Origin of the sequence: Nocardia sp. NPDC059764, from assembly GCF_042732555.1 — a bacterium.
Lineage (GTDB): Bacteria > Actinomycetota > Actinomycetes > Mycobacteriales > Mycobacteriaceae > Nocardia.
This window is the reverse complement of the sequence record NZ_JBHWHH010000164.1, coordinates 1-16,160: the sequence shown is the minus strand read 5'-3', so window position 1 is coordinate 16,160 and position 16,160 is coordinate 1. Positions and strand designations below refer to the sequence as shown.

Here is a 16,160-nt window from a genome sequence, read left to right as displayed (position 1 = left end):
ATCTGCGAGACCGCCGACGCGGTCTCGCTGATCTTCGATATCCCCACCGACCTCACCCCCCGCTTCGCCTATTCCCCCGGCCAGTACCTGACCCTGCGTGTCCCCAGCGACCGCACCGGCTCCGTGGCCCGCTGCTACTCCCTGTCCAGCAGTCCCCACTGCGACGACCGCCCCACCGTCACCGTCAAACGCACGCCGGGCGGCTACGGCTCGAACTGGCTGTGCGACAACGTCTCTCCCGGCGACATCCTCACTGTCCTCGAACCCGCCGGCGCCTTCGTCCCCCGCGCCTGGACCCACGACCTCCTGCTCTGCGCCGCCGGCAGCGGCATCACCCCGATCATCTCCATCCTGAAATCCGCCCTCACCCTCGGCCGCGGCGACATCGCCCTCCTGTACGCCAACCGCGACCGCGCCTCCGTCATCTTCGGCCGCCAGTTGCAAGACCTGGCCCGCCGCCACCCGCGCCGCCTCACGGTCACCCACTGGCTCGAATCCGACCGCGGCCTCCCGACCCCCCGCGCCCTCGCGACCTGGGCTCGCCCCTACCGCCGCCACGACGTATACCTCTGTGGCCCAGCTGGATTCGCCTCGACGGTCCGCCAGGGCCTGGGTCGACTCCGCATCCCCGACCGAGCCATCCACCGCGAGGACTACCGCTCCCTGATCGACAACCCCTTCGAACACCACACCCCACTCACGACCACCCCACAATCTGCCCACTCGACCGCCGCCACCGTCCGAGTCGACATCGATGGCGAATCCCACACCCTCCCTTGGCCCCGCACCGAGAAACTGCTCGACGTCCTCCTCGCCCACGGTATAGACGCCCCCTACGTCTGCCGCGAATCCGCCTGCGCCACCTGCGTCTGCACCGTCAGGCAGGGCCGCACCCGCATGCTCCAGAACGAATCCCTCATCGAGGAGGAGCTGGCCCGAGGTCAAACCCTCGCCTGCCAAACCCTCCCCGAATCCGACGACCTCCACATCTCCTTCGACCAGTAGACCGGCCGCGGTACCCGTTACGGGCGGGTGAGTTCGGCGCGGGCTGCCGTCAGCATGGTGGTGATGGCGGCGGGGAGGGCTTGGGCGGGGTCGGGGGCGAAGTGGGGGGAGTGGTTGGAGGGGTAGTGGGGTGGGAGGGCGGATTCGGTGAGCATGTAGTGGAGGTCGTCCTGGGTGAAGCGGGCGGGGTCGATGCCGCCGATGTGCCAGAAGACGGAGGGGACCTCGGCGGCGGTGCCGAAGGCGCCGAAATCCTCGCTGCCGGTGATGGGGTTCTGCATGGGCATGACGGGGAGGTTGGCGGCGGTGAGGGCGGCCAGCACGCGTTCGGTGTCGCCGGGGGTGTTCTCGGTGACCGGGAAGTGGTCGTAGAACTCGACTTTCGGTTCCTGGGGTGCGCCCGCGGCGGCGGCCTCGGCCTCGGCGAGGCGCTGGATGCCCTCGATCATGCGGGCGCGGGAACCGTCGGTGAAGGTGCGCAGGCTGAGCAGGACCTCGGAGCTGTCGGCGATGATATTGGGGCGGCTGCCCGCGTGCAGGGCCCCGGCGGTGAGGACCGGGGTTGCGGCGGTGGCGGTCTGTCGTGCGGTCAGCGCCTGCATGCGCACCACGAAGGTGGCCGCCATGAGCAGCGGGTCGATGGCGGTGTGCGGCTGGGAGGCGTGGCCGCCCTTGCCGAGGAAGGTGATGCGTACCGAATCCGCGGCGGCCATCAGGGTGCCGGGGCGACTCAGGATCAGCCCCGCGGGGAGCGGGCCGACATGCTGGCCGAGCACGATGCGCGGCTTCGGAAACCGGTCCAGCAGACCGTCGTTGAGCATGCCCTGCGCACCCGCGCCGGTCTCCTCGGCGGGCTGGAACAGCGCGACCACGGTGCCGGGCAACGGATTCGCGGACAGTTCCGCGCACGCGCCCAGCAGTGCGGTCACATGCACGTCGTGGCCGCAGGCATGCATCACCCCGGGCACGGTGGAGGCGTAGTCGAGGCCGGTCTCCTCCTGCACCGGCAGACCGTCCATGTCCGCGCGCAGCCACACCACCGGTCCGGGACCGCTGTGCAGCACCCCGACGACGCCGGTGCCGCCGACGTTCTCGGTCACCTCCCAGCCGGGCAGCGCGCGCAGCTCGTCGGCCACCAGTCGCGCCGTGGCCCGCTCCTCACCCGACAGCTCGGGGTGGGCGTGCAGATGCCGGTAGACCTGCTGCCAGTGCTCGATCATGGGAGACGCTCCTTCGACGGGACGGCCGCCGCGGCGCGCCGGGACACCATCGTCCGGAACGCGTCGGCGGTCTGCGGAACCACCAGCGCCGCCAGCAGTGCCAGCAGCGGCCCGATGGCCATGGTTTCGAAAGCCGTTGTGTATGAAACATGATCGGTGATGAACCCGAAGGCGAGCGGACTCGCCACGCCCGCCAACTGCCCACCGAAGATGATCACGCCGGTGGCCGCACCGATGTAGACGCTGGGCAGCGCTCGCAGCGGCACCGAGAACGCGGGCATGTAGGCCAGCCCCGCGACCAGGCTCATCACCACCCCCAGCGCCACGAACAGCGGGAACGACTCCGCCCGCGGCAGCGCGAACAGCATGCCGGCGGTGAACGCCATGGCGGGCACCACGATCACCCGCGGCCGTCCGCCGAGCCGATCCGAGAGCCGCGCCCCCAGCACCACCCCGGCCGCCGCGGCCAGCGTGGTCGGCACCGCCGCGAAGGCGATGCCCGCCATGGAGATTCCGCGCTGCTCGTGCAGGAAGGTCGGCGTCCACGCGGTCACCCCCCACACCAGCACGTCGTAGCCGAAGAACATGACCGCGAAGCCGAGCAGCGCGGGGGAGAACAGCACCGAGCGGCGTTCGGCCGCGGTGACGGCGGGCGCGACCGGAATCTCGTCCTGGGTCAGCGGTTCCGGCATCCATCGCCGCCAGGCCAGGATGACCGCCACCCCGAGCACCGAGATGACCGCGAACATCACCCGCCAGCCCACCGTGGGCAGCAGTACGCCCGCGATCACCGCCGCCAGCAGCAGGCCCGCCGCGTTGGAGGAATTGGTCCAGCCGGCGGCCGTGGTGCGCTGATCGGGATGGCTGCGTTCGGCGAGCGACTTGATGGCCGCCGCCGGGAACACGCCCTGCACCAGACCGAACAGGAAGCGAATGGCGAGCAGCACGCTGAACGACCAGGCGAGCGCGGTCAACCCGGTGAAGATCGACCAAGCGGTCAATCCGATGATCCCCACCCGCAAGGCCCCGTACCGATCCGCGAGCAGGCCCCCGGGCACCTGGATGATCGCGTACGCGACGAAGAACACCGACACCAACAACCCCTGCTGCGTGTGGTCCAGTCCCAGGTCCTCGCCGATCGACGGCAACGCGAAATTGATCACGGTCCGATCGATGTAGTCGACAACCCAGGCCGCGAACAGCAGCATGACGGTTATCCGTGTGGTGCGTGGCATCAGGCCCCTTCACAACGGGAGTGGCTGCAAGCCACAGTGGCCCCCGAATCCGAGATTAGGGGCGATTTGCCCGATATTGCCATACGAACCGGGCCCCGCGACCGGCCCGGCGGCGGCTGACCCGCCGATGCCGCTACCGGCCCCGAAGCCGGTCCCCGTAGGCTCGCCGACGATGAGCGAGACGATGACGCACGGGTACGTGGCCGAGGGCTACCGGCGTCCGGACTCTCCTTCGCCTACGTCCCCGATCGGCTGGGCCTCGCCCTCGATGGCGGCCGGCGCTGCCTACGCCTGGCCCGCGCGGTGTTCGACTCCTCGACACGCCGAACGGGCACGCGCACTGAACCGCGGCGGACCGCCGATCGTTGATCCGGATGTACCGGCCTCCGAGCCGGTAGCCGTCCAGATGCGGTCCGGATTTCCCCCTGTGCCCGGACCGGGGCCCCGCCGGGATAGCCCCGGTGGGGTCTTCGCATGGCCAAAGTGCCTGTACAGCAACATCTTTCGGGCGAGTGTGTGACCTGAGACACATTGATCGAGTTCGTTCCGGCCGGATACCTTGTGTGCGATGCATCGTGGACAAGGCAATATGAACGGGGGATCGTGACCCAGAGCGAACGCACGGCCCGAACCGTCGCCGACCTCATCGTCGAACGGCTCGCGATCCACGCCGGTCACGTCTTCGGCGTCGGCGGGGCCAATATCGAGGACGTCTACGACGCCCTGCACCGGCATCCGGAACTCACCGGCGTCATCGCCAAACACGAGTTCGGCGCGGCCACCATGGCCGACGGGTACGCCCGCGCCACCAACCGGCTCGGTGTCGTGGTGGCGACCTCCGGCGGCGGGGCCATGAACCTGCTCGCGGCCCTCGCGGAATCGTTCGACTCGCGGGTCCCGGTCCTGGCTCTGGTGGGTCAGCCACCGCTGGGGCTGGAGGGCCGGGGCGCCTTCCAGGACACCAGTGGGGTTCCCGGCCGCATCGACGCCGAGCAGCTCTTCGCCCAGGTCGCCCGCTACTGCGTGAAAGTTCGCCGACCGCAGGACATCTCGGTGGAGCTCGACCGGGCGATCGCGGCGGCGCTGGCGGGTGGTCCGGCTGTCCTGCTGCTGCCCAAGGACATTCAGGCGACTCCGCTCGTCGAGGGCGACGAGGTGACGGCCGAACCGCAGGATCGGGGAAGCGACACTGCCGCAGCGCGATCCGATGATCGAGAGCTGCTGCCCGACGGCGTTGTGAACCTGCTGGCATCACTGCCGCAGGGGAGCCCCTCGGTAGTCATCGCGGGACCCGAGGTCGCCGCGGCCGACGCGCGTGCCGAACTGGCAGCCGTGGTGCGGGCCCTCGATGCGACGGTCCTGGTCACCCCGGACGCGAAGGACGCGTACTCGAACGTGGATCCCCGCTTCGCCGGCGTGGTCGGCGTGATGGGTCATCCGAACGCCGCCCGCCTGGTGTCCGAGGCGGAACTCTGCCTGCTGGTGGGAGCCCCGCTCTCGCTCACCGCCCGCGCCGGACTGGACGCCGCCCTCGCCGCCTGTCCACGGGTCGTGTACCTGGGCATCGAGCCGCCTTTCGTCCCGGTGCACGCCGCGGCGCATGGTCCGCTGGTCGCCGCGCTGCGCGGTGTCGCGAACTCGATCCATGGGACCGAAGGCGCGCACCTCGAGCCGGGATCCGCCGCCGCACAACCTGATCGCCTGCCTCTACCCGAGTTACCCGTGCCGCCCGCGTCCGGACCCGGCGTCCGGTACCGCCCCGCCGTGGCGGCCATCGAAACGGCACTGGATCCCGGCACCGATGTGGTCGCCGACGCCGGGAACACCGGCGCGGCCGTCGTGCACCACCTCGGAATCCCGGAGGGCGGCCGGTTTCTCATCGCGCTGGGCATGGGCGGCATGGGCTATGCGTTCGGCGCCGGCATCGGCTGCGCGCTGGGCCGGGGCCGCCGCACCGTGGTGATCGCGGGGGACGGCGCGTATTTCATGCACGGCCACGAGGTGCACACCGCGGTCGAGTACCAGGCGCCGGTCACCTTCATCGTGTTCAACAACAATGCCCACGCCATGTGCGTGACCCGCGAGCAGGTCTTCTACTCCGGCGAGTACAGCTTCAACAGATTCCGCGCGTCGGAGATCGGCGCGGGCGTCGCCGCCCTGTTCCCGGAGCTCCCGGCCTGGACCGCGCGCACCCTCCCCGAATTCGAGCAGGCCCTGGACAAGTCGCGGGCGATACCCGGGCCCGCGTTCATCGAACTGCAGTGTGACCCGGACGAGATCCCACCTTTCGCACCATTCCTGAAGGAGTCTTTCGCATGACCGAGACCGTCGCCGACGAGCCGATCGAAGTCCCGGAGCTGGACGTGCCGGGTGTGTACCGCATCGAGACCATGGCCCTCAACGAGGGCATGCCGCTGGTACTGGACATGACCCGCGCCGTGTACCCGCACGACGAGATCTACGGCCAGTACTGCACCGTCACCGAATATGTGGCCGCGCCGCCGGACGAGGTGTACGCCTATCTGGCCGACACCCGCAGCCTGTGCGAATGGACGTACAGCATGCGCGGTTTCGAGCGCACCGCCGATCCCGAGGTGTGGGTGTCCGACGACCGCATCGGCTCGCACACCCGCATCTTCACCCGCACCGTCGCCAACCCCGAGGCCCGCACCGTCGACTACCACTGCGCCTGGGACCAGGCCGACCACCTGTGGATGGTCTACCTGATGCGCGTGGTGGACGCGCAGGTGGTGCTGAACAAGCCGGGTTCGGTCGTCACCTGGACCAATTGCCACCACCCCTTCTACGAGGACAACGCCTACCCCGAGTCCGCGCCCGAGGGCCGCCCGGTGTGGGTCGGCGACTTCTGGCACCTCTTCGCCGCCGGGCACCTGCTGGAACTGCGCAATCTCAAAGCGATCTGCGAACACCGGCATGCCGCCGGGCAGCCGATCAAGCCGGAATGGATGGACTGATCATGAGCGCCGACACCGTGAGCCTGCTCGACGTCGCCGGGTACCTGCCCGAGACCATCGTCTCCGCCGACTATTTCGCCCAGTACGCCGACCCGGACGAGGTCACCTCGAACCTCATGTTCAAGGCCCCCAAGTTCCGCCGCCACGTCGCGCCGGGCGAGACCCCCGCCGATATGGCCGAGCGCGCGGTCGCCCCGATCCTGGACCGGCACGGCCGGGACGTGTTGCGCGGCATCGACATTCTGATCGTGCACACCCAGCTGCCCGATATCGGCATCGTCGGCAGCGGCGGGGAGGTGGCGGCCCGGCTCGGCATCGCGCCGGAGTGGCTGATCGACCTGCACAACGGCGGCTGCGCGTCGTTCGTGTACGGCATGAAGCTGGCCCGCCAGATCCTGCTGTCGTCGGACGCCCGCTCGGCGCTGGTGGTCACCGTCCAGAACGTGGCCGGTCAGGTCTTCACCCAGGAGCAGGTGCGCGGCAAGGCGCAGGCCGCCATTCCGGGCGACGGCGCGGGCGCGGGACTGCTGGTGAAATCCGGGGATTCGCCGATCCTCGACATCGAGACCCGTCATCTGCCCGAATTCGCCGGGCAGATGACGGTGATCGCCGACCCGCCGCGCCGCTACTGGGAGGCCGGCAGCGGCGAGATGCACGTCGGCTTCACGGAATCCAAGATCGCCAAGGTGCTGCAGCGCGGCAACCGGCTGGTCCCCGAGGTCGCGTCGGCGGTGTGCGGCCGGATCGGCGTGCCCACCCAGGACCTGGACCTATTGGTCACCAATCAACCCAACAGAGCCTTCCTGCGCAATTGGCGAGACGCTCTGCAACTGCCGCAGGAACGGCATCCCGACACCTTCGACGACTGCGGAAACCTGTTCGGCGCGGGCATTCCCGTCACCTTCGACCGCGCGGTCGACGAGGGCCGGGTGCCGGCCGGATCGCTGGTCATGTTCGCGGGCTTCGCGCACGCGGGCGATTTCGCGGGGGCCGCCGCCCTCCGCTGGGGCGGACGCTGAGGGGACGGCGCCGTGAGCCCCCTGGTGACGGCCGGACATCGGCTGCAGCTCAACGAGATTCCCTACGGCCCGCCGCCCTCGGTGCAGGAGGCGCTCAGCGCGGCGCTGGCCTCGGCCAACCGGTATCCGGAATTCCTGCCGCGCCGCCTGCCCCGGCTGATCGCCGAACGGCTCGGCTGCCCGCCGGATCGGATCGTGGTGGGCGCGGGCGCGACCGGCGTGATCATGCACATCGTCCAGGAATTCGGGGCGGGTGGCGCCGAGGTGGTGATGGCGACGCCCACCTTCGACGGATTCCCCATTCTGACCAGCATGGCGGGTGGGCGGCCGATCGCGGTGCCGCTCACCGATTCCGGGTGCCAGGATCTCCCGGCGCTGGCCGCCGCGGTGACGGAGAGAACCCGGCTGCTGGTGGTCTGCAGTCCGCACAACCCCACCGGAACCCTGGTTCCGGCAGGGGAATTCGAGAATCTCCTGAAGGAAGTGCCTGACACCGTCACCGTGGTCCTCGACGAGGCGTACGTGGACTTCGTGTCGGGCGTCGATCGCATCGATGTGTTCGATCTGTTGGATCGACATCCGAACCTGCTCGTCCTGCGCACCTTCTCGAAGGCGTACGGTCTGGCCGCGCTACGGGTCGGCTACGCGCTCGGGGCCCCGCGGCTGATCGCGCGAATCGCCCGCTGGCAGCTGCCTTTCGGTATGACCGCGCTGGCCGAGGTGGCGGTGCGGGCCTGCTACGAGGCCGAATCCGAGATCGAGGCGCGGGTCGCGACCCTGGCCGCGCACCGCGACCGGCTCACCACCGGACTGCGCGCGCTCGGCCTCTCGGTACCCGACAGCTACGCCAATTTCTCCTACCTGACCCTGCCCGGTCCCGAGGCCGATCGGGTCGCGACCGCGCTGGCGGGCGCGGACATCCACGTCAAGTCCTATCCCACCGGTATCCGCATCACCGTCGGCGATCGGGCGGCCACGGACGCCGTGCTCGCGACGGTGCGCAGTACAGTGCAGTAATGCAAGAACATCCGCCTTCCGCACCCGCTGGGGCCGGAGCGGACGAGGAGATCGATTACGCGCTGCTCTCGCTCAATGCCCAGCTGTGCTTCGCGCTGTACTCCACGTCGCGATCCATGACCGCCGCCTACCGGCCGTTCCTGGACGATATGAACCTGACCTACCCGCAATACCTGGTGCTGCTCGCGCTGTGGGAGCGTCCCGGTATCGCCATGAAGGACCTGGGCGAACAGGTGCACCTCGACTACGGCACGCTCTCCCCACTGGTCCAGCGACTACAGGCGCGCGGCCTGGTGGAGAGCGTGCGCAGCGCCACCGACGGCCGGGCCGTGGTCCTGCACGCCACCGAGTCCAGCCGCGAACTCCAGCAGGGCGCGCAGCAGATGATCCGCACCGTGCTGGATCTGGTAGGAGTTCCGGTGGAGGACATCGAAGTCCTGCGCGACCAGGTCAAGGCCCTCGGCGCGCGCCTGGACGCCGCCGCGGCCGCCGCCCGCGCCCGCTGACTCCCGTCACCGCACGGAGTCGGCGAGCGGATTGCGTTCCACGCTGAAGTAGGTCTTGTCCTGGCGCAGCAGCCAGTCCGGGCCGACGAAGTAGCGGGCGGCATCCGGATGCCGAAGCCCAGGTAGCGCAACAGTCCCGGATCGATCAGGCGAATTTGGCCACTGCGTCCGCCACGATGGCGTCCAGGCGCGCGTGGTGCGCGCCCTTCCAGTAGGTCTGGCCGCAGTCGACGCACTCGGCGAAGGTGTCGTAGCTCTGGCCGGTGTTGTCGGGCAGGCGGTCGCGGACCGTGGCCGGGTCGGCGGGGCGGAGCGCGCCGTTGCAGGAGGTGCACCGGGTCCACGGGGCCAGCCGCGGGGCGAAGCGCGACAGGATGTCGTCCAGCTGCTCGGCGGGGTGATGGCTGTAAACGTAGGCGCCGGAATAGATTTCGCGGCGGCGCAACAGACCGCGGTCGCGGGAGAGCAGGACCCGCTGCTCGGCGGCGGAACGGGAGGCCAGCGCGGCGTCGCCGATATCCGGATTCTCGTAGGCCGCATCGATTCCCAGCAGGCGCAGGCGGCGCGCCAGGGTGCCCAGGTGGATGTCGAGCAGGAAGCGCAGCGGCTCGGCGCACACTTGCGGGCGGGCCACGGCCGACACGGTGATCTTCTCGCCGCCACGCGGAATGTGGCCGGTGGCAACGGATTCGCCGTCCACCAGGACCGCCCCCACCTCGGTGAGCGGCACACCCAGCGACTCCACCACGTGCCCCAGCGTCGAGGTGCCGTCCACCCGGACCGGCGTGCGGTCCCGCTGACCGACGAACACGCGCAGCTCCGGCGCGAACTCGACGGTGACTTCCCCTGCGTTCACCAGCCCAGGATCCCAGAAATCGGGTACCCGCGAGCAACTCGTTTTCCGCCCGGTTCCGCCCGGCCCATGGCAGCGGTCGGCGGCCGAATGTGAAGTGGAGGCGAATTTCACCGGTGCAGTGACCTGAAGCACAGGGGAAGGGCGTGAGAACAGTCCGTTAACCAATTGTTTGCGATCAGGCTGGTTGCGGAGTTGGTCGGTTGATGATTTTCTTGGGTTCGCAGGTCATCTACCCATCGGGTGAAAATCCTCGGCAGCGTCGCCAATCACAATTCGGACCTGCCCACCCAAGTCGCCCGCTCTCGGCGCACTTGTCCTGATGAAGGTGAAAGGAAATCGGGCCATGTCTGCATTCCGATCCGCTCGTGCGGCCGCAGTCCTGCTGGCGGGAATCGCCGTGCCCCTGCTCGTGCCCGTCCTGGCTACCGCCGCACCGGCGGGCGGTGACACCCCCGCCGGTGCGAGCCCGGCCCCCGAACAATCGATATTGCCGCAGCTCGGAACTGGTAGCGCCGCCGTGGGCACCGGGTCGGCCACCGCCGCCGGACTGGCCGGGGCGCTCGGGACCGGCAGTGCCGCCGCCGGCAGCCTGGCCGGGCTGGTGCCCGGACCCGGGTCGGTGCTCGGTCTGCTCGGCACCGGCAGCGGCGCGGCCAGCGGGTCCGCCCAGGCGGGTGGCACCGCGGCCCAGGCGCTGGGCTCGGGCAGCGCCGCCGCGGGCGCCGGATCCGCCGGGAAATAGTGCTCGACAGCACAGTGGGCGGGGGCTTCCGTTGTGCCGCATCACCGTCGAGCGGCATATCACCATTCAATAGCTTCCAATTCGCCGGGTAGCTCATAAACGGGTTCGATCGCGCTGGTTTGGCGCACCGTGAATTATTTGCGGAAATCGAACGGCCGCACCGGCACCGGCGAAGTCTCGATGAGGGAGACGGTCATGGATTACACCCACCTGTCCGAATTCGCGGTACGCCCGGGCGCACTCACCCTGTGGCGGGCCGAACTGGCCCCCGGCGCGGCGTGGACCGCCGACGCCCGGCCCCTGACCAGCGTGCACGTCCGCCACTGCCGGGCGACGGACGCCGCGGACCCGCGACCGGGCCGGGGTCGCTGGATCGGAACCATCTTCGAAATGGACGCCCCGTTCCACGCCGCGCACTGGCGCGAGACCGCGCGCCGCTGGCACGCTCGCCACGAGGGCCTGCGCACCACCCTGGCCAGCCACGACGTCCCCGAACCCGAACGGCTGGTCTGCGCGGCCGCCGACGTCGACGTCACCGCCGAGCCGATCCCTGGCATCACCGGCTCCGGCGCTATCAACGAATACCTCACCGCCACACTGGAATCGAGGCTCTCGCCGCTCCAGTGGCCGCACTGCCTGCTCGCCACGGTGGAGCACGCCGACACCGGCGACTTCACCGTCCTGGTGGCCGCCGACCACTCCGTCCTGGACGCCTACTCGCAGGCCATCGTCATCCTCGAACTGCGCGCCCTGTACGCCGAGGTCACCCGCGGCGAGCCGCCCCGCGAATCACCGACCTTCGGCAGCGCCGCGGACTTCGCCCAATGGGAACGCGACACCGCCGCCGCCCTCACCCCCGACTGCGAAGCGGTCCGCTACTGGCAGCGCTTCCTCGACGGCTCCGGCGGCATGCTGCCCCGCTTCGAACCCGCGATTTCGGCCAAGGGCAGGGCGAGTGCGATCGCCGGCGGGGGGACGGGGACGGTCGTCGGCGGGCTCGCTGCGCTCCCGCAGACATCCGTGTCGCGAAAGCTGTTGCCGCTCAGTGAACTCGAACACGTCGAGCGCGCGGTGACCGAGCGCGGCCACCGGCTCTCGGTGGCGGTCTTCACCGCACTCGCCATCGCCTACCGCCGCGCCTTCGGCTACATCTCGCTGCGCGCCATCATGCCCATCGCCACCCGGCCCGACCTGCGCTGGCTCGAATCCATGGGCTGGTTCGTGAACGTCGTCCCCCTCGACCTCACCCTCGCCCCCGACCTGGACCTCGACAGCGCCCTGGAGTCCACACGCACCGTCCTGCGCCGCTCCCGCACCGCCAACGACGCCACCTGGACCCGTGTCCTGGAACTCCTGAACTGCACCGACCACCCCCGCTTCGGCATCTCGTTCCTCGACATCCGGGCCCTCCCCGACCACGAACTCGTCGAATCCCTGCGCGGCCACACCCTCCGCGCCGAGTCCTACTCGCCCGACGAGGTCTTCTTCTGGATCGTCCGAGCCACCGACGGCCTCCGCCTCTCCACCCGCTTCCCGGCCACCTTCCCGGAGGTCGAGATGGACCGCTTCCTCGCCGAATTCACCCGCGCCATGCGCGAATTCGCCGGTATCGGTGACCGAACGGCCGTCACACGAGCGCCTTTCGCGCTCCCGCCGGCCGTGCACGACCGCGCGCCCGCCCCCGCACCCTTGCGGGTCCCGGCTCCGGCGCAGGTGTGACGCATGCGCGCGCCCGGCGACATTTCGAGCAACTGGACGAGGAGGGCGTCATGAGGATTCTGCTCGCCTTCGCCGGTAGCAGGGGCGATGCCCAGCCGGGCGTGCTGCTCGGCCGGGAACTGTGGGGCCGCGGTCATGACGTGACCGTGGCGGTGTCACCGAACCTGGTCGAATTCGCCGAGCGCCACGGTGTTCCGGCCGTGCCGTTCGGTCTCGACAGCGACGTACTGCTGCGTGCCCAGCGGGATGATCGGCGCTTCCGGCACCCGAACCCGCTGGAGCGCGGGCGGGCGCTCGTCGACCTGCAACGGCGAGGGTTCCGGGAGGGTAGGCGTGATCTGCGCGTTCTCGCGGATGGCCACGACATTGTGGTGACCGGCATGGCCTGTGAGGAGATGGCCGTCGAAGTCGCTCACCACCACGACATTCCGGTGGCGGCCGTGCATTTCTTCCCCATCCGGCCCAGCGGGGCCGTTCCGGCGATTCCGACGGCGTGGGGCCGATTCATCCCCGGCCCGCTCAATCGCCGGGTCTGGCAGGCTTTGACCGCCGCGCGAGCGTGGGCGCTGGCCGGCGAGATCGCGGCGCTCGACGGCACCGCCGCGGCGAGCGGGTCGGACCTCCGGTTCCCGGCGATCGCGCGGGGTTCACACCCCCGACAGGCCTGCGAGGTGGCGACCATCGGCCGGAAGTCGAATCGGCGATCGGTCCGGACGGATCGAGACGCACGTATTGCGATTCAGGCGTACGACGCGGGTCTGTTCCCGGGGCTCGCGAATGAGCTGCGGGGCTTGCCGTTCACCGGGTTCCCGGTGCTGACCGACGACTTCGGGCCGGGCGCCGCGCCGGACCGCGTAGGGCGGCCGGACAGTGGGACCGGTGCCGCCGATGATCGGGTTCTCGGTCCGGACCCCGAGTTGGCCGAGTGGCTGATCGCGGGTACGGCCCCGGTGTACGCGGGGTTCGGGTCGATGCCGGTGGCCGATCCGGTCGCGGTCGAATCGATGGTGCGGGAGGTCGGGCGTCGGCTCGGCGTGCGGGTGCTGCTGGTGGGGACGATGTTTCGCGGTCGGATCGCCCCGGACCTCGCGGTGGTCGACCAGGTTGATCATCGGGCGGTGCTGCCGTTGTGCGGCGTGGCTGTCCACCACGGCGGGGCCGGGACCACGGCCGCCGTGCTGCGGGCCGGGGTGCCGTCGGTGATCTGTTCGGTGCAGGCGGATCAGCCGTACTGGGGCAGGCAGTTGGAGGCGCTCGGGTTGGGCGCGACCGCGCCGTTCGCGGGACTGACCGCGGATCGACTGGAGCGGTTGCTGATTCGGGCGACGACGCCGGAGGTTCGCTTGCGAGCCGCCGCCTACGGTGCGCGGTTCCGGGACGACGGCGTGCGGCGGGCGGCGGATGTCGTCGAATCGCTGTCGCCGGAGAGGCCACGGCCAGTGCTCGGTACGGGGGAACTATCGGCTTCGACCATGATCGGAGGTGTGCGATGAGCGGTGAGATCGCCATCGAGACACGGGGACTCGGAAAGAGTTTCGGATCCATGACCGCGGTGGACGCCGTCGACCTGAAGGTCCGGGCGGGCACGGTGCTCGCGCTGCTCGGCCCCAATGGCGCGGGGAAGACGACCACCGTGCGGATGCTGGCCACCCTGCTGCGGCCGTCATGCGGCACCGCAACGGTTTTCGGGCACGATGTCGTGTCGCGGGCCACCGAGGTGCGGTCGATGATCGGCCTCACCGGCCAGTACGCGGCCGTGGACGAGAACCTGACCGCGTGGGAGAACCTGCGCCTGTTCGGGCGGCTGCTCGGCCTCGGCCGGCGCGGGGCGCAGGACCGGGCCGCGGAACTCCTCGACGAGTTCGAGCTGACCGCCGCCGCCAACCGCCGGGTGGGATCGTTCTCGGGCGGCATGCGGCGGCGACTGGATCTGGCGGCGACGCTGATCACGGTGCCGCCCTTGATCTTCCTGGACGAGCCCACCACCGGCCTGGACCCGCATACCCGCGAACGCATGTGGTCGGTGGTGCGCGGCCTGGTCGGACGCGGCGCGACCATCCTGCTCACCACGCAATACCTCGAGGAGGCGGACGCCCTCGCGGACCGGATCGCCGTCATCGACCACGGCACCGTGGTCGCCGAGGGCACGGCGGGGGAGTTGAAGTCCTCCATCGGCGAGGAGATGCTGCGCCTCGACCTGGCCGATCCCGCCCAGCGCTCACTCGCCGACGCCGTCGTCGAAAGACTCACCGGCACAACGCCTCTGCACGGCGACAACCCGGCCACCGTGGCGGTGCCGCTCACCGATATCGGCGCCGCCGCCGACATCGTCGCCGCCTGCCGCGACACCGGGATTCGCCTGCGCGGCTTCGGGGTCGAACGCCCCGACCTGAATTCGGTGTTCCTGGCGCTGACCCGGCGCCCGGCCCGCACCACGCCTCCGGCCGAAAGGCGGACCGCATGACCGTCCTGTCCGACACCCCGGTGCTGCTGCACCCCACCGCCCGCATCGCCCGGCAGCCGCGTCTCACCCGGGTCGGCCTGCGCGCGGGTCTGGCGCAGTCGCTGTTCATGGCCCACCGCGGCCTGCTGACCTTTCGGCACAGCCCGCAGCTGCTCTACGACGCCGTATTGCTGCCGATCGTGGGCCCGCTGCTGTTCGGCAGCGTCTTCGGCAAGGCCATCGCGGGCAGCCTGGACGCGTACCTGCCCACGCTGATTCCCGGTGTGCTGGTGCAGATCGTGCTCACCTCCTCGGTCGCCATGGGCGTCCAGCTCTCCGAGGACATCCGCTCGGGCGTCTTCGACCGCTTCGTCTCCATGCCGATCGCCCGCTTCGCGCCGGTGGCCGGCGGCCTGCTGGCGGGCGCGACCCGCTACGTGATCGCCGCGCTCATGGTGCTGCTGGTCGGCTTCGGCATGGGCTACCGGCCGGACCACCCGCTGGGCCTGGTGGCGGGCGCGTTCCTGGTGGTGTTCGCGACCACCGCCATGAGCTGGCTGTTCGCCTTCATCGGCGTGACCGTGGCCAAACCCGCCGCCGTGCAGGGCATGTCGATGCTGGTGCTCACCTTCGCCAGCTTCGCCTCCAATGCCCTGGTCCCGGAGGCGGCCATGCCCACCTGGCTGCGCCAAGTCTCCGACTACAACCCCGTCTCGCATCTGGTGGCGGCGGTGCGCACCCTGGCCGAATCCGGTTCGGTCGGCTCCGACTTCGCCTGGTCGGTGGGTTCCGCGCTCGTCGTTGCGATCGTGTTCGCGCCCTTGACCGTTCGCACCCTGCGTGCCCAGTGATCCGGAGACCGTCATGCCCGCAGTCCTGAACCGGCTCACCGCCGACGACGACCTGTTCCTGAAACTGCACGACCTGTACGGCAACGCGTTGGTCAATCAGCTGGCCTGGCGCTTCGACGAACCGCTGGATCGCGTTGTGCTGGAACGCCTGCACGCGCACCTCGCCCACGGCTTCCTGGCGCGGCGGGTGATGACCACGTCGGTGCCCTTCGCCCGGCCGTGGTGGGTATCGGCCGCGACGGCGGAACCGCTCGCCGTGCAACAACAGCCGGTGCCCGAAACAGGCGTCCTGGATTGGCTTTTCGAACAGAGCACGGTGGAGTTCGACCCGGTGACGGGCCGGGTGTGGCGACTGTCGGCCGCGCCCACCACCTCCGGCGGCACCCTGCTGTCCCTGGTCACCTCGCACGTGGGCGCGGACGGCGGCGCGGTGCTCTACGCGCTGGGTGACGCGCTGCGCCGCCTGGACGCCGGGGACACACCGGATATCGCCATGAGTTCGGGTCGTCTGGTGGGTTCGATCCCCACCGGTGGCCTGTTCCGCGCGCACCTCGCCGACGCCGTCGGCCAGG

General features: G+C 70.1%; 14 protein-coding genes and 1 pseudogene. 12 read left to right on the top strand and 3 right to left on the bottom strand.

The features are described from left to right. Positions 1 to 1,005: 2Fe-2S iron-sulfur cluster-binding protein (locus ACFV4K_RS28130; protein ID WP_379278952.1), on the top strand; the 1,005-nt coding region annotated here is incomplete at its 5' end. A gap of 17 nt (positions 1,006 to 1,022) precedes the next feature. Here ACFV4K_RS28130 and ACFV4K_RS28125 read toward each other — a convergent pair. Further along, positions 1,023 to 2,225, bottom strand: coding sequence for an amidohydrolase (locus ACFV4K_RS28125; protein WP_379278951.1), 1,203 nt, complete (start codon positions 2,223 to 2,225; stop codon positions 1,023 to 1,025). Next, positions 2,222 to 3,460: an MFS transporter gene (locus tag ACFV4K_RS28120; RefSeq protein WP_379278950.1), complete on the bottom strand. Its 1,239-nt coding sequence runs from the start codon at positions 3,458 to 3,460 to the stop codon at positions 2,222 to 2,224. The genes ACFV4K_RS28125 and ACFV4K_RS28120 overlap by 4 nt, the downstream gene beginning before the upstream one ends. Positions 3,461 to 4,063: 603 nt before the next feature. Here ACFV4K_RS28120 and ACFV4K_RS28115 point away from each other — a divergent pair. From ACFV4K_RS28115 to ACFV4K_RS28095, 5 genes are read left to right on the top strand one after another with little or no spacing between them, the layout of a single operon-like run. Continuing rightward, positions 4,064 to 5,779 carry a thiamine pyrophosphate-binding protein gene (locus ACFV4K_RS28115; RefSeq protein WP_379278949.1) on the top strand — a complete coding sequence of 572 codons (1,716 nt, stop codon included), beginning with the start codon at positions 4,064 to 4,066 and terminating at the stop codon, positions 5,777 to 5,779. Further along, positions 5,776 to 6,435 carry an SRPBCC family protein gene (locus ACFV4K_RS28110; RefSeq protein ID WP_379278948.1) on the top strand — a complete coding sequence of 220 codons (660 nt, stop codon included), beginning with the start codon at positions 5,776 to 5,778 and terminating at the stop codon, positions 6,433 to 6,435. Before ACFV4K_RS28115 ends, ACFV4K_RS28110 begins: the two co-directional genes overlap by 4 nt. 2 nt (positions 6,436 to 6,437) lie before the next feature. Next, a complete protein-coding gene (locus ACFV4K_RS28105; protein WP_379278947.1) occupies positions 6,438 to 7,454 on the top strand; it encodes a 3-oxoacyl-ACP synthase III family protein in 1,017 nt (338 codons plus the stop codon). Between the two features lie 12 nt (positions 7,455 to 7,466). Continuing rightward, a complete protein-coding gene (locus ACFV4K_RS28100) occupies positions 7,467 to 8,471 on the top strand; it encodes a pyridoxal phosphate-dependent aminotransferase (RefSeq protein ID WP_379278946.1) in 1,005 nt (334 codons plus the stop codon). After that, positions 8,471 to 8,977: a MarR family winged helix-turn-helix transcriptional regulator gene (locus tag ACFV4K_RS28095; protein WP_379278945.1), complete on the top strand. Its 507-nt coding sequence runs from the start codon at positions 8,471 to 8,473 to the stop codon at positions 8,975 to 8,977. The genes ACFV4K_RS28100 and ACFV4K_RS28095 overlap by 1 nt, the downstream gene beginning before the upstream one ends. A gap of 145 nt (positions 8,978 to 9,122) precedes the next feature. Here ACFV4K_RS28095 and ACFV4K_RS28090 read toward each other — a convergent pair whose 3' ends face one another. Further along, positions 9,123 to 9,833, bottom strand: a complete 711-nt coding sequence (locus ACFV4K_RS28090) for a Mut7-C RNAse domain-containing protein (protein ID WP_379278944.1) — start codon at positions 9,831 to 9,833, stop codon at positions 9,123 to 9,125. A 343-nt stretch (positions 9,834 to 10,176) separates the two neighbouring features. Between ACFV4K_RS28090 and ACFV4K_RS28085 the strand changes: the two genes are divergently transcribed. From ACFV4K_RS28085 to ACFV4K_RS28060, 6 genes and pseudogenes are all read left to right on the top strand, one after another. Next, entirely contained in the window at positions 10,177 to 10,575 is a 399-nt protein-coding gene (locus ACFV4K_RS28085) for a hypothetical protein (RefSeq protein ID WP_379278942.1), read from the top strand. 195 nt (positions 10,576 to 10,770) lie between these two features. Next, positions 10,771 to 12,294, top strand: coding sequence for a condensation domain-containing protein (locus ACFV4K_RS28080; protein WP_379278940.1), 1,524 nt, complete (start codon positions 10,771 to 10,773; stop codon positions 12,292 to 12,294). Positions 12,295 to 12,344: 50 nt separating this feature from the next. Then, positions 12,345 to 13,787, top strand: a complete 1,443-nt coding sequence (locus tag ACFV4K_RS28075; protein WP_379278938.1) for a glycosyltransferase — start codon at positions 12,345 to 12,347, stop codon at positions 13,785 to 13,787. Next, entirely contained in the window at positions 13,784 to 14,758 is a 975-nt protein-coding gene (locus tag ACFV4K_RS28070) for an ATP-binding cassette domain-containing protein (RefSeq protein ID WP_379278936.1), read from the top strand. The genes ACFV4K_RS28075 and ACFV4K_RS28070 overlap by 4 nt, the downstream gene beginning before the upstream one ends. Beyond that, positions 14,755 to 15,588, top strand: a complete 834-nt coding sequence (locus ACFV4K_RS28065; protein ID WP_379278934.1) for an ABC transporter permease — start codon at positions 14,755 to 14,757, stop codon at positions 15,586 to 15,588. Before ACFV4K_RS28070 ends, ACFV4K_RS28065 begins: the two co-directional genes overlap by 4 nt. A 13-nt stretch (positions 15,589 to 15,601) precedes the next feature. Further along, a pseudogene (locus ACFV4K_RS28060) lies at positions 15,602 to 16,160 on the top strand (hypothetical protein); the annotation flags it as partial.

Coding starts and splice junctions, on each gene's coding strand:
- ACFV4K_RS28125 (WP_379278951.1), bottom strand. CDS start 2,225: ATGATCGAGCACTGGCAGCAGGTCTACCGGCATCTGCACGCCCACCCC.
- ACFV4K_RS28120 (WP_379278950.1), bottom strand. CDS start 3,460: ATGCCACGCACCACACGGATAACCGTCATGCTGCTGTTCGCGGCCTGG.
- ACFV4K_RS28110 (WP_379278948.1), top strand. CDS start 5,776: ATGACCGAGACCGTCGCCGACGAGCCGATCGAAGTCCCGGAGCTGGAC.
- ACFV4K_RS28105 (WP_379278947.1), top strand. CDS start 6,438: ATGAGCGCCGACACCGTGAGCCTGCTCGACGTCGCCGGGTACCTGCCC.
- ACFV4K_RS28095 (WP_379278945.1), top strand. CDS start 8,471: ATGCAAGAACATCCGCCTTCCGCACCCGCTGGGGCCGGAGCGGACGAG.
- ACFV4K_RS28085 (WP_379278942.1), top strand. CDS start 10,177: ATGTCTGCATTCCGATCCGCTCGTGCGGCCGCAGTCCTGCTGGCGGGA.
- ACFV4K_RS28080 (WP_379278940.1), top strand. CDS start 10,771: ATGGATTACACCCACCTGTCCGAATTCGCGGTACGCCCGGGCGCACTC.
- ACFV4K_RS28075 (WP_379278938.1), top strand. CDS start 12,345: ATGAGGATTCTGCTCGCCTTCGCCGGTAGCAGGGGCGATGCCCAGCCG.
- ACFV4K_RS28070 (WP_379278936.1), top strand. CDS start 13,784: ATGAGCGGTGAGATCGCCATCGAGACACGGGGACTCGGAAAGAGTTTC.
- ACFV4K_RS28065 (WP_379278934.1), top strand. CDS start 14,755: ATGACCGTCCTGTCCGACACCCCGGTGCTGCTGCACCCCACCGCCCGC.